This window comes from Pedobacter chitinilyticus (genome assembly GCF_003313385.1).
GTDB classification, from domain to species: Bacteria; Bacteroidota; Bacteroidia; order Sphingobacteriales; family Sphingobacteriaceae; genus Pedobacter; species Pedobacter chitinilyticus.
Genome location: NZ_QMHN01000005.1, coordinates 446180 through 460798 on the forward strand (window position 1 = coordinate 446180; position 14619 = coordinate 460798).

14 protein-coding genes are annotated in these 14619 nt (G+C 37.4%); 7 read left to right on the forward strand and 7 right to left on the reverse strand.

Going from position 1 to position 14619, the window contains the following annotated elements; translation table 11 throughout:
* Positions 1–10 precede the first annotated feature (10 nt).
* Together DUT70_RS16800 and dnaA are read left to right on the forward strand one after the other, a co-directional pair.
* Positions 11–1555, forward strand: a complete 1545-nt coding sequence (locus tag DUT70_RS16800) for an acyl-CoA mutase large subunit family protein (RefSeq protein WP_113648506.1) — start codon at positions 11–13, stop codon at positions 1553–1555.
* Between the two features lie 194 nt (positions 1556–1749).
* A complete protein-coding gene (gene dnaA / locus DUT70_RS16805) occupies positions 1750–3180 on the forward strand; it encodes a chromosomal replication initiator protein DnaA (protein ID WP_113648507.1) in 1431 nt (476 codons plus the stop codon).
* 51 nt (positions 3181–3231) lie between these two features.
* Here dnaA and DUT70_RS16810 read toward each other — a convergent pair whose 3' ends face one another.
* Together DUT70_RS16810 and DUT70_RS16815 are read right to left on the reverse strand one after the other, a co-directional pair.
* Positions 3232–3951: a LytR/AlgR family response regulator transcription factor gene (locus DUT70_RS16810; RefSeq protein ID WP_113648508.1), complete on the reverse strand. Its 720-nt coding sequence runs from the start codon at positions 3949–3951 to the stop codon at positions 3232–3234.
* Entirely contained in the window at positions 3948–4991 is a 1044-nt protein-coding gene (locus DUT70_RS16815) for a sensor histidine kinase (protein WP_113648509.1), read from the reverse strand. Before DUT70_RS16815 ends, DUT70_RS16810 begins: the two co-directional genes overlap by 4 nt.
* A 215-nt stretch (positions 4992–5206) precedes the next feature.
* Here DUT70_RS16815 and DUT70_RS16820 point away from each other — a divergent pair, with 215 nt between their 5' ends.
* Both DUT70_RS16820 and DUT70_RS16825 read left to right on the forward strand, forming a co-directional pair.
* Entirely contained in the window at positions 5207–6973 is a 1767-nt protein-coding gene (locus DUT70_RS16820) for a S41 family peptidase (protein WP_113648510.1), read from the forward strand.
* Between the two features lie 16 nt (positions 6974–6989).
* On the forward strand, positions 6990–8021 hold the full coding sequence (locus DUT70_RS16825; protein ID WP_113648511.1) for a S41 family peptidase: 1032 nt from the start codon (positions 6990–6992) through the stop codon (positions 8019–8021).
* Between the two features lie 22 nt (positions 8022–8043).
* Here DUT70_RS16825 and DUT70_RS16830 read toward each other — a convergent pair whose 3' ends face one another.
* From DUT70_RS16830 to DUT70_RS16850, 5 genes are all read right to left on the reverse strand, one after another.
* The gene (locus tag DUT70_RS16830; protein ID WP_113648512.1) at positions 8044–8598 is read right to left on the reverse strand and encodes an NUDIX hydrolase; all 555 of its coding nucleotides are present in this window, start codon (positions 8596–8598) and stop codon (positions 8044–8046) included.
* 42 nt (positions 8599–8640) lie between these two features.
* A complete protein-coding gene (locus DUT70_RS16835) occupies positions 8641–9027 on the reverse strand; it encodes a hypothetical protein (protein WP_113648513.1) in 387 nt (128 codons plus the stop codon).
* A gap of 112 nt (positions 9028–9139) precedes the next feature.
* A complete protein-coding gene (locus DUT70_RS16840) occupies positions 9140–9916 on the reverse strand; it encodes a TPM domain-containing protein (RefSeq protein ID WP_113648514.1) in 777 nt (258 codons plus the stop codon).
* 42 nt (positions 9917–9958) lie between these two features.
* Positions 9959–10396 carry a TPM domain-containing protein gene (locus DUT70_RS16845; RefSeq protein ID WP_113648515.1) on the reverse strand — a complete coding sequence of 146 codons (438 nt, stop codon included), beginning with the start codon at positions 10394–10396 and terminating at the stop codon, positions 9959–9961.
* Positions 10397–10476: 80 nt separating this feature from the next.
* The gene (locus DUT70_RS16850) at positions 10477–11058 is read right to left on the reverse strand and encodes a LemA family protein (protein WP_113648516.1); all 582 of its coding nucleotides are present in this window, start codon (positions 11056–11058) and stop codon (positions 10477–10479) included.
* 182 nt (positions 11059–11240) lie between these two features.
* Between DUT70_RS16850 and DUT70_RS16855 the strand changes: the two genes are divergently transcribed.
* From DUT70_RS16855 to DUT70_RS16865, 3 genes are all read left to right on the forward strand, one after another.
* Entirely contained in the window at positions 11241–12782 is a 1542-nt protein-coding gene (locus DUT70_RS16855; protein ID WP_113648517.1) for an NAD(P)/FAD-dependent oxidoreductase, read from the forward strand.
* Positions 12783–12863: 81 nt separating this feature from the next.
* Entirely contained in the window at positions 12864–13223 is a 360-nt protein-coding gene (locus DUT70_RS16860) for a CoA-binding protein (RefSeq protein ID WP_113648518.1), read from the forward strand.
* A gap of 6 nt (positions 13224–13229) precedes the next feature.
* A complete protein-coding gene (locus DUT70_RS16865) occupies positions 13230–14165 on the forward strand; it encodes a hypothetical protein (RefSeq protein ID WP_113648519.1) in 936 nt (311 codons plus the stop codon).
* Positions 14166–14619 lie beyond the last annotated feature (454 nt).

A 14619-nucleotide genomic window follows, 5' to 3' on the forward strand; every position in this document is an offset into this window, starting at 1 on the left:
CATTTAAACTATGGACAAAAAACATACTACCACATCTGGAATAGAAATCAAGGATGTGTATACTACTGCACCAAAAAATGAAGAGCTGCCAGGGCAATTTCCTTTCACCAGAGGTATACAGAAAGACATGTATCGCGGCAGGTTATGGACCATGCGCCAATACGCTGGTTTTTCTACCGCCGAAGAGTCCAATAAGCGTTATCATTATTTATTGGCGCAGGGAACCATGGGGTTATCTGTAGCTTTTGATTTACCCACCCAAATTGGTTACGATTCTGATGACGACATGGCGGAAGGCGAAGTAGGAAAAGTTGGGGTAGCGATTGATTCATTAAAGGATATAGAAATCCTGTTTGACGGGATAACGCTACAACAGATCACCACTTCGATGACCATTAATGCCACGGCATCTATATTATTGGCGATGTACATTGCCTTGGCAAAAAAACAAGGCGCTGATTTGAAACAAATATCGGGGACGATACAGAATGATATATTAAAGGAATATGCGGCTAGGGGCACTTATATTTATCCACCCAAACCATCTATGCGCATCATTACCGATATTTTTGAGTATTGTAGTAAAGAATTGCCAAAATGGAATACCATTTCTATTTCTGGATACCATATTCGAGAGGCTGGTTCAACAGCTGTACAGGAATTGGCATTTACCTTGGCTAACGGTAAAGCCTATTTAAATGCTGCTCTACAAAAGGGATTGGATATTAATGTATTTGCAAAACGGTTGTCGTTCTTTTTCAACTGCCATAATAATTTCTTTGAGGAAATTGCCAAGTTCAGGGCTGCTAGGCGCATGTGGGCGCATATTACGAAAAGTTTAGGTGCTACAGACGAAAAGGCCATGATGCTACGTTTTCATACACAAACTGGTGGTTCTACGCTTACCGCACAGCAACCGCTAAATAATGTGATCAGAGTTTCAAACCAAGCTTTAGCTGCGGTGTTGGGTGGTACACAATCGCTACATACCAATGGTTATGATGAAGCTTTGTCGTTGCCAACAGAAGCAGCGGCAAAAATTGCATTGCGTACCCAACAGGTAATTGCTTTTGAGAGCGGCGTTACAGATACAGTCGATCCTTTGGCGGGTTCTTATTTTATTGAAACGTTAACCGACGAAATAGAAGCGGCTGCCATGATGTATATTGATAAGATAGATGTGATGGGCGGATCAGTAAATGCCATCGAAAATGGTTACATCCAACAGGAAATCGCCAATGCTTCTTACGAATATCAAAAAGAGGTAGAAAATGGAGAGCGCATCATTGTTGGCGTAAATAAGTTTACCCAGAAGGAAGAAGGGATAGAGGACGTATTTAATATTGACGAATCCATCAGGACGATACAAATAGAGAAGCTGATTAAGCTAAAAGCCGAAAGAAATAATGAGGCGGTAACCAAGGCACTTTTGGATTTGAAAAATGCCGCTGGTGGAAATGAAAATTTGATGCCTTTTATTTTGCTTGCTGTGGAAGAATATGCTACCTTAGGAGAAATAGCTAATTGCCTTAGGGAAGTGTTTGGAGAGTACTAAAAAGTGTGTGGAAAAATAGTTATTAACATTAATGATTTAGGTGGACTCGTATATGCTGTTGCAGTTTAAGTAGTTACGAAATAAATCAAAAAAATATTCGGAATGTTGATAATTTTTTCAATATTCGAAGTCTCGAAAGTGCGCATTCAAATCGCACCTATTAGGACTGAAAACCAATAAATTATAGAAACGATATGGAAAAAACTTGTACCGAAGTGTGGAATAGCTGTCTCCAAATTATTAAGGATAATATCCCGAATCAAAGTTTCAAAACTTGGTTCGAACCGATATCAGCCCTTAAGTTAGAAGGCAAGGTATTAACCATACAAGTACCTAGTTTATTTTTCTACGAATGGCTTGAGGAACATTATGTTGGTTTACTCAGAAAAACGGTAAAAAAGCAGTTGGGAGATGAGGGTAGATTGGAGTATAACATCGTGGTTGATAAATCGTCAAACACAGGATCTCCATACACCACTAATATGCCGTCAAATGGTAATGGTGCAGAGGCAAAAACTCAGTCGATGCCTATTCCGGTATCTATCAATAAGGACATTAAAAATCCGTTCATTATCCCAGGATTAAAAAAGCTGAATGTAGACCCTCAGCTGAATCCTAATTATACTTTTGATAATTACATTGAAGGAGATTGCAACCGTCTTGCCCGCTCGGCAGGTTATGCGGTGGCTGCAAAACCAGGAGGTACTTCCTTTAATCCTTTAATGATTTACGGCGGTGTAGGTTTAGGTAAAACCCACTTGGCCCAAGCTATTGGTAACGAAATTAAACGTAGTGTACCAGATAAACTGGTGATTTATGTTTCTTGTGAGAAATTCTGCCAGCAATTTGTTGACTCTCTAAAAAATAATACCATCAATGACTTTGTGAACTTTTACCAAGCCATGGATGTAATTATTATGGATGATGTACACAACTTTGCAGGTAAAGAAAAAACGCAGGATATTTTCTTTCATATCTTCAACCACTTACATCAATCAGGAAAACAGATCATTTTAACTTCTGATAAAGCTCCTAAAGATTTAGCTGGTTTAGAGGAAAGATTGTTGAGCCGTTTTAAATGGGGACTATCAGCAGATTTGCAAGTGCCAGATTTGGAAACCCGTGTAGCCATCCTTAAAAAGAAAATGTATGCTGACGGTATCGAACTTCCAGGAGAAGTAATTGAATACGTTGCACACAATATCGATAATAACGTTCGTGAGCTTGAAGGAGCAATGGTTTCATTGTTGGCACAATCTACTTTGAATAAGAAAGACATTGATTTAGCGTTAGCTAAACAGATGTTGAAGAACTTTATCAAAAATACCTCGAAAGAAATTTCGATGGAGTATATACAGAAATTGGTTTGCGAGTATTTTGAAGTACCAGTGGAAATGGTGAAATCGCAAACACGTAAACGCGAAATTGTACAAGCCCGTCAAATATCGATGTACTTGTCTAAAAGCCATACTAAATCCTCTCTAAAAACAATTGGCGCTTTCTTTGGGGGTAGAGACCACTCTACAGTAATTTACGCTTGCCAAACCGTTGAAGATTTGATTGAAACAGACAAGAAATTTAAAGCTTACGTGAACGACATTCAGAAAAAACTGAAAATGAGCTAAGCCTTAAGATATAAAAAGAAAAAGCCACAACGATTGTTGTGGCTTTTTCTTTTATTGATTGGCTGATATCGATTGGTAAAAGCCATCTCTATAAACGTCGCCAAGTGGAATAACCGCATCGGCAATATAAATCCTACTTCTTTCAATGCTGTTTATTTTATTGAGGGCAACCATATAAGATTTGTGAACCCTAGCAAATTGCTTTTTGGGAAGCTGCTCCTCCATTTTCTTAATGTTCTGCAGGGAAATGATCTTTTCTGTTTTCGTATAAATGGCCACATAATTTTGCATGCCTTCTATGTATAAAATATCATCAGTATTGATCTTAACCAGCTTGTATTCCGTTTTTACGAAAATATAGTCGGCAACAGGAGTGGTCTCGATAACTTGAGCTGCAACTTGCGGTTCATTTTTGGCATTAAAGTAATGTTGTGCTTTTTGTACCGCTTTGTAAAACCGTTCGAAAGAAATAGGCTTTAGCAAATAGTCGATGGCGTCATTCTCAAAACCATCTAAAGCATATTCGGTATAAGCAGTGGTTAAAACGATTTTACATTTGCCCTGTACAATTTTCATGAACTGTACACCATTCAATTGCGGCATTTGTATATCCAGAAAAACAAGGTCAACTTCGTTTTTCATGAGGTATTCCAACGCTTCTAAAGGATTGGTACTAGAAAAAACTAAACTCAGATCAAGTACTTTACTGATGTAATCATTTAAGATATCAATAGCAAGAGGTTTATCATCTACAACTACGCAACGAATCATGTCCAGTTTAATTTTAAGGTTACCGTAAAAGTATCATTCTCATCCATAATTTGAAGCTGGTATTTTTCTGGATAAATTAAAGCAAGTCTTCTTTGAACGTTCGTTAAGCCAATGCCACCAGTTTGGTCTTTTTGGTCATGGTTTTTTTTGTTCAATACTTTAAAATCCAAATGATCTGCCGTAATAGACATCATGATTTGTATTGGGTTTTCAGGGTCGTTAATCACACCATGTTTAAAGGCATTTTCAACAAAGTTGATCAATATTAAAGGCGCAATTTGTTGTTGATCTACCGAACCTTTAATTTCCAGATGGATAAAGGCATTTCCCTTTTGCCCAATTTCAAATAATTCAATAACGTTTTTAAGATAATCGATTTCTTTTCCAATCAAAGCGAATTTATCATTGCTCTCCTTTAACATGTAACGCAGCAAAGCTGATAGTTTCAAAACAGCTTCGGTAGCTTCCTTGGCTTGTTGATAGGTGAGCGCATAAATATCGTTCAAGGTATTGAACAGAAAATGCGGATTGATCTGTGATTTTAAATAAGCCAATTCCGTAATGGCTTGTTCTTTCTCTAATGCTTCTTGTTTCTGTTGCGTTTCAAAAAATGCGTTAACATAACTAATCGCTAAGCTAAAAAACACGTAAACGTAATTCTCGAAAATTAAGGTCTGGAAGGAAAGCCAAAAATTTAGTTTATCAAGATATGCATAGGAATACCAACCAAATTTTTGAGGTAAGATGATTGCATATACATAGTGATGTACTGGTGCAAGAATTAAGAAAAGTGCAAAAACAGAAAGGATATATAAAAAGATTCTCTTGGCTTTAACCAACTTCGGAACCAACAGCAGGAAATTGGTGTAAAATATACAGAGCGGAAAAATTAAGATAATCAGTTTTACGGTTAAAACGCTGGCCACACTCGAAAAAGTGAGCTCGTCGATATTATACGTTTGAAAACCGAAGAGCAATTCTTTAAGCCAAAGAATGATCCAATAGCCAATGTGGAAGTAAACAAAATGTGATTTCTTCATGAATAAGTTTTGCTAAAAATAGGATAATCAATGGTCAAGTAGATGAACTAATGCACCAACGGTCAATATTTATACATCAAAAAGGTTTAATTAGGGCTAAGCTAATTTTTAGGGGATTTGAACCTTTCGTCAATGGAAAATACAAGTTGGTCAATTCTCTTAGTTCAAAGTTATTTTGATCCTGCAGTTTTGAGGGAAATAAAGAAATTAAATTTATGAAAAAGATCACCTATAGCTTATTATTATGTTTCGCTTTTTTGATTGCACGTGCTCAAAGCATTAATGAGACAGATAAGCTTTTACTTTTTATCAAAACTTGGAATTTCCTGAAATACAATCATCAGAAAATTACTGCTGGAGAAATGGATGCCGATTCTTTTTTCTTGGCCAAGTATGAGCAATTGAAAAGCATCAAAACTCGAGAAGAACTTAATCATGTGCTTATTCAGACTATCCAATCGCTTGGCAGTTTGAAACTCAATTCAACATTGCCACAAGTTGCTATGAAAAATGTCGTAAAAATTAATCCAATACATCGTTGGTACGTGCAAAGTAAAGACTTGAATGACTCTCTTAAAGAAATACTGCTTCAAGTTTATAACAGCAGGGACGTTAAAAGCAATCACTACGTACCCCTGCTTAACTATCATACCGAGATTCCAAATGAAAAGAAATACAATTTTGAAGCGGCAGTAAATTTGCCAGAACCAATGCGACTTTTGGCTTTAGCAAAACTGCAAGGCGTAATCGACTACTTATACCCACATCACAATTTGATGAAAGAAAACTGGGATGTGGTGATGAGAAGAAATATCCCATTGTTTAAAAGCTGTGCTTCAAGAATGGAATACGAAGTTTTGATCTTGAAAATTGTAGCAAATCTAAATGATTCACATGCCTATAATCGGTTTTACGTAGACTTGAAATTTAAGAGCCAAATTTTTAAAAATACGTTTTATCCACCTTTCGATTATCAAATTATGGACAAACGTATTCTGGTCACCAAAATTATTTTGCCTGAAGTTTGCAAAGAAGCAGGAATTGATGTGGGAGATTGGATTACAGAAATCAATGGACAAACTGTTGCTACAAGGATTGATACCTTGAGCGGACTGTTGTCTGCATCTAATAGAAGCACGCTGGTGTCAAATTTGAATAACTATAATAGCAACTTTATTTGGAGTTCAGACCGCCAAGAGCTGAACTTAAAGCTAATTGGCAGTGAAGGGACTAAGGCTACAACGGTAAAATTTATCACCTTAAGCGATAAGCCCGCTCTTGAAAAAATCAATGCATTTTTTCAAAGCAAAGCGGAAGCATCCAAGATAAAAGGATTTATGCTATTGAATAATGACATCGCTTATTTTAATATTGATAAAATTATTCAATTGATGCAAAATGTCGACGATGATAAAATAGAAAGCCATGTAGACTCGATATTGAATTTGGCAGCTCAGCAAAAAGCAATTATTTTCGATATGAGGGGTTATCCTCAATGGTCTGGATTTATGTACACCTATTTATACAAGAAATTTGGCACGCTGGACCAACGCTTTGCAAAATACGTTAAAGCTGATTTGAATAATATTGGAACGTACAACTGGATCAATTCTCCTGAAGTTTACAACAATGTTGACATTGTGCCAGAGCATGTAGTCTACAAAGGTAAGGTAGGCATTATCGTGAATGCCAGAACACGGAGCCTTTCAGAATGGAACACCATGGGACTTCAATCGATGTTCCCTCAGGCCATCACCATTGGCGAACAAACTTCAGGCGGTGATGGAGATGAAAAGCACTTCAATATCCCAGGTAATTACAATATCCACTTTACAGGTAATGCTATTTATTACAACGATGGTACTTCTGCTCAAGGGGTAGGCGTGAAAATAGATAAGAAGATGAAATTTACCAAAGCCGATATTCTTGAAGGAAAAGACACCTTCCTAGAGTACGCTATTGATAAAATTGGAAAACCATAAGCAGGAGATACAGAGGATGAATAAAAATATTTTAGTCGTGCTTTTCCTGTTCGTATTTGCAAGGGCTAATGCACAAGAGAACTTGATTAAGCTGAAAAAAGGCAAAACAGATAGCATTCAGCTTTATTTAAAAAAAGCGTTGGATCTAATGAAAAAAAGATCGGTGAACAGTAACAGGTTAAACTGGGAAGAAATTTATAAAGATGCGAATGCAGCTGTCGAAAATGCCAGAACAATTGCAGATACCTATCCAATCATCAAAATGACCTTGCTTAAGTTGGAAGATAGCCATTCCAAATTCTTTTCACCTAAACAAGTTGAAGCTTATTTGTTAGGGTATAGAAAAACAGGACAACAATTCCCAGAAATGAAGTCGGCCATTTTAGAAAGTCGGTATGCTTATATTCAACTACCTTCCTTTGCGAGTTTTAACTTTGCAGAGTGGGACGAGTATGTAAAAACCTTTTGGGATAAAATTTCCGAATTGGAATCAAAACATCCTAAAGGTTGGATAATTGATATTCGTGATAACGAAGGCGGGATGTTTGTGCCGATGTATGCCGCTATCTCACCATTTTTGGATCAGCACAACGTGATTGGATGGAAAAATGGATTGGACAGGTATACTTTTATGAATTTTAAAAATGGAAAATTTTATGAGAATAACTTGGCGAGGTATCAAATTAAAATAGGTAATCGAAAAATTAAAATAGTTAGAAAGCCAATAGTGGTACTTATTAACGAAGGAACAGCAAGTAGTGGAGAATTTGCAGCGATATCGTTTGTTGGACAAAAGAACATTTCCTTTGTTGGAACAAAAACCACTGGATTAACATCCGCTAATCAGGAACATAAATTAGCTGATGGTGCATTTTTAGTACTTACAGAAGGGAATACTATTGATAGAAATAGGAAAGAGTATGCCGAAGTAGGAAAAGGATTACAACCTGATTATCTAGTTGACAATACGGATTCACTTAAAAACAGCGATGATGCCTATTTTAAAAAGGCAATTGAAGTCCTCAGTAAAAAATTAAACACTCCTTAATAGGATAAGGAGTGTTTAATTGTTAGAGATATTGTTCTTGTAAAGCTGCCAATCCGTAAAATAAAGCAGCGGTATGTAAAGATTGATCAATCTTGTTGTCTTTTAGTAATTGCTTTACTTCATCAATACTGTAAAGCTCTACATTTAAAATTTCATGTTCATCTAAATGCTGTTCGTGGGTTTTTACACCGCCCTTTAGCAAATAGGTAAAGGTTTTGTTGGTTGATGTTGCAGGGTTAGGGTATAAAGTTGCAATCAATTCGCAACTGTCAAAACTATAACCCGTTTCTTCTAACAATTCCCTTTTAATGGCTACTTCTGGTGCTTCGCCACAATCAATCACACCACCAGGTATTTCCAGGGAAATGATATCTGCTGCAAAGCGATATTGACGCACCAAAATCATTTGGTTGTCTTTGGTAAGGGCTACTGCGTTTACCCAATTGGGATACTCCAATACGTAGTAGTCATCTTTAACGGTGTCGTTTTGAAGTTTGCAAGTATCTACCCTAAGTGTAGCCCATTTCTCCTGCACTAAATATTTAGAGGCAAGCTTTTGCCATTTTTTTATTTCCATTGATAATTTCCGTCTTTATTCTTTGGTCTTTCGTCTTTATTCCTAAAGGTATTGTTGAATAATCTCCTGTCTGTGAAAATTAACCAAATGCACAATCTTATGCTTTTCAGCCAAAACTTTATAGATAAGATTCAATCTTGGAGCAATTAAAGCATTGCGTTGAGGACTAATGCCCAGCTCATAATAAAGAAATTCGCTAAGAGAATCTAATTTTTCGGCGGGAAGATCCGTTTCGTTCAGCCAATTTTCAAATGCACTAATATCGCTATCTTCTAAAATAAAAGGAGATAACTTAAATGAATTTTCTATAGTTTCATTAAAAAGCTCGTTCGCCTTTACCAAATCTCCCTCTAATTTCAGGCCCATAATTCTAGCCAAAACTTGAGCAAGCCTTTCTATCTCTGCCGTAATTAAATCTTTTCTGTACATTATTTCTCCATTAGAGAATGAATGAATTTTTAATGATTAAATATAAGTATGTGTAACGTGTTAAGGTTTTTACTATTCCAACCACTAACCACTAACCACTAACCACTAACCACTACCAACTTCCGCTACTTCCGCCACCACCAAAGCTACCGCCACCAAATCCTCCAAAGCCGCCACCCCCGCTGTCGCCACCGAAACCGCCACCAAATCCACCGCCTGAATTACCACGACCACTGCCAAACAATAAGCCCCAGAAAAGTGCTTCAGAAACACCACGACCACCAATTACTTGACCTCCTCCGCCACCACCGCCTCGTTTGAGGATCAGAATAATGATGACGATAATGATCAGCACAATTAAACCAGAACCTGCACCACCTACACCTTTTTTACTCTTTGGTTTGTCGTTTTTGTACTCTCCTTTAATCAGTGAAATGATTGAATTTGTTCCAGCCTCAATCCCTTGAGCGTAATTTCCTTCCTTAAAAAAGGGCTTGATGTCATTTTCTATAATCCTTTTGGTATAGATATCGGGTAATGCACCCTCTAAGCCGTACCCCGTTTGAATAGACATTTTGCGATCACCAAGAGCAATTAATAACACTACGCCATTATTTTTTTCTTTTCCGCCCACGCCCCACGCTCTACCAAGTTGGTAAGCATATTCGTTAATGTCATAGTCGCCAACGGATTTAAGGATAACTACAGCAATTTGATTGGAAGTAGAATCGTCAAAAGCCACAAGCTTTCTTTCCAAACTTGCAATATCACCAGGAGATAAGGTATTGGTATAATCGTTAACCAGGGTACTAGGCTTTTTCGGAAATTCCTGAGAAAAACCAAATACAGACGATAATAGCAGGGTTATTAAAAGAAATATTCTTTTCATCTTAGTTACATATAGGTGATGATTAAAACAATTAGAAACGTCCTAAGGTCGTTGGTCAATAAAGACAATCTCGTTAGGAAGCTCATTCACATCATCATTTTTATTGGGAAAAAATGTAGATAACTTCTCACCAGCAAGTGCAATTCCAGCAATAATGCCATCACAAAGATTGTTGGACATAAAATGAGCTTTCATTGCTGTTTTGGTAGTTTCCCAAAAATCTGGAGGAACTAAGTTGTTAATTCCCTTATCGCCAATAATAGCAAATTTATGATCTTCGGTTGCAAGGTAAATCAGCACACCGTTATGCTGCGACGTTTGATCCATCCCCAATTCGTGGAAATAAACAGTAGCCCTTTCATAAGCATCGCCCTTGCAATGTTTTTCAACAGCAATTCTTATTTCGCCAGAAGTAGCTTTTTCAGCTTCAGTAATGGCGTTGGCAATTAGTTCTTGTTCTTTGGTAGTGAAAATAGACATTGGATTAAATAAAAATTAAGGGTAATGTATGCTTAAACGATGTAAGATATACATTACCCTATAAAAAGGTTGTTTTATAACTAAAATTCTACTTTAGGTGCATTTTGTGCGCCAGCGTCAGCTTTGAAAGCGGCTTTTTGCGAAAAGCCAAACAATCCAGCAGTAAGATTATTTGGGAATGACCTTACTTTGGTGTTATAAGTTTGTACAGAGTTGTTGTAATCAGTACGGGCTACAGTAATCCTATTTTCAGTTCCTTCCAGTTGAGCAGACAAATCTCTAAATTGATCTGTAGCTTTCAATTGAGGGTAGTTTTCAGTCAGTACCATCAAACGTCCCAAAGCCTGTGTAATCTGACCCTGAGCCTGTTGGTATTTTTGCATATTTTCCTCTGTAAGCTTATCAGGATCTACCGTAATTTGGCTGGCTTTGCTACGCGCTTCAATTACCGCAGTTAAGGTCGATTCTTCAAATTTTGCAGCGCCTTTAACAGTATTTACCAAATTAGGAATCAAGTCTGCCCTACGTTGATATTGAGCTTCCACAGCTCCCCATTTTGTTTTAACATCCTCATCTAGTTTCACTAGGCTGTTATATCCACAGCCACTAAACAAAGCCAATATTGCCACAATCGCAACAATTCCAATTAAAACTTTTTTCATGTTATTTTCTTTTTTAGGTTTTCTATTTAAAGCTTAGATATCAATATTCGTTCCTTGTTACCAAAACAAACAAAAAACTGACAACTTGCCATATTTAATAACAAGATAAGCATAAAAACAATCTTAGCTCAAGCTAATTTGCTAATTTTGCAGTGTTCGAGATAAAAACTCGACTCACCGTTATGCAAAAAGATATTGAAATAACCCTTCCTCCACACGAGGTTGCCAATGAAAAAGCAATTTTAGAAACGCTTTCAAAAAACTTGAAGGTAGGTCGCGATCAAATTAAAGATTTTAAAATCCTTAAAAGATCCATTGATGCACGTTCAAGAAAAGTGGTTTATCGCATGCAGGTGAGAGTCTTCATCAATGAAAATTACCTTCCAGAAGAAATTTCTTTTAAATACCCTAAAATAGGCGATGATAAAAAAGTCATCATCGTTGGGGCAGGTCCAGCGGGTTTGTTTGCAGCTTTGCAATGCATTGAGAATGGCTTGAAGCCAATTGTGGTGGAAAGAGGTAAGGATGTAAAGCAACGACGTAGAGATTTGGCCGCGATCAATAAACAGGGCGTGGTAAACACCGAATCTAACTATTGCTATGGCGAAGGTGGAGCGGGAACCTATTCAGATGGTAAGTTATATACCAGATCTAATAAACGTGGTGATATTAATAAGGTACTGCAAATTTTTGTACAGCATGGTGCAGACGATGACATCATGATTGATGCGCGACCACATATTGGTACGAATAAATTGCCCCATATTATTACGGCCATTAGGGAAACCATTTTGGAAGCAGGTGGAGAAGTGCTTTTCGATTCAAAGCTTACCGACCTGATCATTAAAGATGGTGCGGTACAGGGGATCATCGTTAACCACGAACAAGAAATAGCCGCCAATTCCGTTATCCTAGCCACTGGACACTCGGCAAGAGATATTTATGAATTGTTAAATAGCAAGAACATCTTAATCGAAGCCAAGCCCTTCGCTTTAGGAGTTAGGATAGAGCATCCACAAAATGTGATCGATCAAGCGCAATATCACTGCGATGTGAGAAGCGAGTATTTACCGCCAGCCTATTACAGCTTGGTAGAGCAAGTGAAAAATCGTGGTGTATTTTCATTTTGTATGTGCCCTGGAGGTATTATAGCACCTTGCGCAACTGGATTGGACGAAATTGTGGTAAATGGTTGGTCGCCTTCAAAACGAAATAACCCATATGCCAATTCAGGAACAGTGGTTCAGGTGACCCTAGATGATGTTCAAGGTTATGATCCTTTGAGGATGCTTAACTTTCAGTCGGAGATTGAGCAACTGGCATTTGAAGCTGGCGGAGGAAATTTGGTAGCGCCCGCACAGCGGATGATAGATTTCGTGGAAAATAGATTGTCCATTGATTTGCCGAAAAACTCGTACCTGCCAGGAACAAAAAGTGTCATGCTTGATAATATCCTACCTGAATTTGTTTCATCGAGCTTGCGTTCGGCGCTTCCATTATTTGGCAGAAAGATGAAAGGTTATTATACCAACGATGCAATTTTGGTGGGTGTAGAAAGCCGAACATCCTCTCCCGTGCGTATACCACGAGATAAAGAGACATTTCAGCATCCACAAATCAAAGGGCTTTATCCTTGTGCTGAAGGTGCGGGCTATGCTGGGGGGATTGTTTCTGCAGCGATAGATGGGATCAATTGCGCCGATGCTATTTTGAAATCCGTGTAAACCTAAAATCTGAGAAACCATTTATCTATGTAATCGTTTAATCTATGTAATCGTTTAATCTATGTAATCACAAAGTAAGACATGAAAAAGACATTAATTATAGGAGCAAGCACTGATCCAGATAGATATGCCTACAAAGCAGCCCATATGTTAACCAGCAGAGGCCATCAAATTGTTAATATCGGAATAAAAAAGGGCGAAGTAGCAGGAGTGGCGATAGAAAAACCAGATGCCATCTATCATGACATAGATACCATTACCTTATATATAGGGCCAGCAACCCAACCACAATATTTTGATTATATTGTTGCCACAAAACCCAAAAGAGTCGTTTTTAACCCAGGAACTGAAAATGAAGCTTTGGAAGAGTTGCTAGATAAGCATCAAATAGCATATACAGAAGCTTGTACCTTGGTACTATTAAGCACAGGGCAATACTAACACAAAGTGAAAACCGTCGCACCTATTAAAATATACCACGCCGAACCGTTAGACGGTACACTCTTTTTTGTTGCTCAAAGCAGCACCTATCAGCCCGCATCATTAGAAGATTGTGAATTGGTGTTGTATCATGACCTCTATAAAGATGCTAAACAAGTTGGAAAGTTTCTTAAACAGATCTCAGAAAAATACAAGCCGCTAGGAAAAAAGGTGCTCATCTTTGTCATGCTCGATGATGAAAGTGATTACGGGCATTTTGATAATTTGATTTTGCTGCGGGTAAGTGCGAGGGCAAGCAAATTGAGGGATCACGAAATTATTCTGCCTTATCTGTGGGAAGGAAGAGAAGAACCCTACCCCTTATCTCCAAAAAGTGAATTGCCCGTTATTGGTTTTTGTGGCTTGCTTTCAAAACATCGCAAAAAACTAGTTAATGTATTCCTAAAAAGTAAACAGGTTAGTAGTGATTTTTTAGTGAGGAAAAAGTTTTGGGGAGGAAAGCCGCATGATAAATCTTTGATCAACGAGTTTTTCGATAATATAGAAAATACCCAATTTACATTATCTAATAGAGGAGCAGGTAATTTTTCGATGCGATTTTATCAAGTGCTTTCCTGTGGAAGGATACCTGTGCTGGTAAATACAAATATGTTATTGCCTTTTTCAGATAAGATTGCTTGGAATGAAATATTGATTTTTGAAGATGATGCAAAAACATGTTTGCAGCGTACATTGCAAATACATGAACAAGGCTTAACACAAGAATTACAATTAAAGTGTAGGCAGGTTTATGACGATTTTCTTTCGCCAACAGTATATTTTTCACAATTGATTGCGGAAATCAAGCATAGGTCATTGCTCCAGGTACACCAAACGGAAAAAAACAAGAACTCTTTTAGTGGCCTGGCCAGTCATTTATATAAGAAGTTATTTAAAGCATAGGTGGTTTTATTTCTTAGCGCCTTTGCCATTCCAAAATTTACTTCTTTATACATATATATACATTTGAGCTATGGAGAATGTTCCAAATCCAGATTCTGATGAGATGATCACTTTCCCTTTATTATATATTATATGAGAATATGTGCTAATATGCCCAAGTTTATTCTTTGTTTTTTAGATTGACTAAATATAAAATCTATAGCAGGAGAGGCGATATGGGTGCCATTCCTAAGATTTTTAAAATAGTTTTCAGATAAGGTGTCATTTTTTCCTTTTGTTTACCAGTGGCTTAGGAGGATGTGCGCCATAAATATCGGTCCTTGTCTTGCGTATGGGATATATTTTGCTACCTTTGCACTCCGCTTCGGAGGAAGAGGGGGCGACTGAAGAGCTAGAACAAACGGGAAGAAAAAAAGTTTTATTTTTTTCTTGCGGAAAGTGAAAGTTTTCCTAC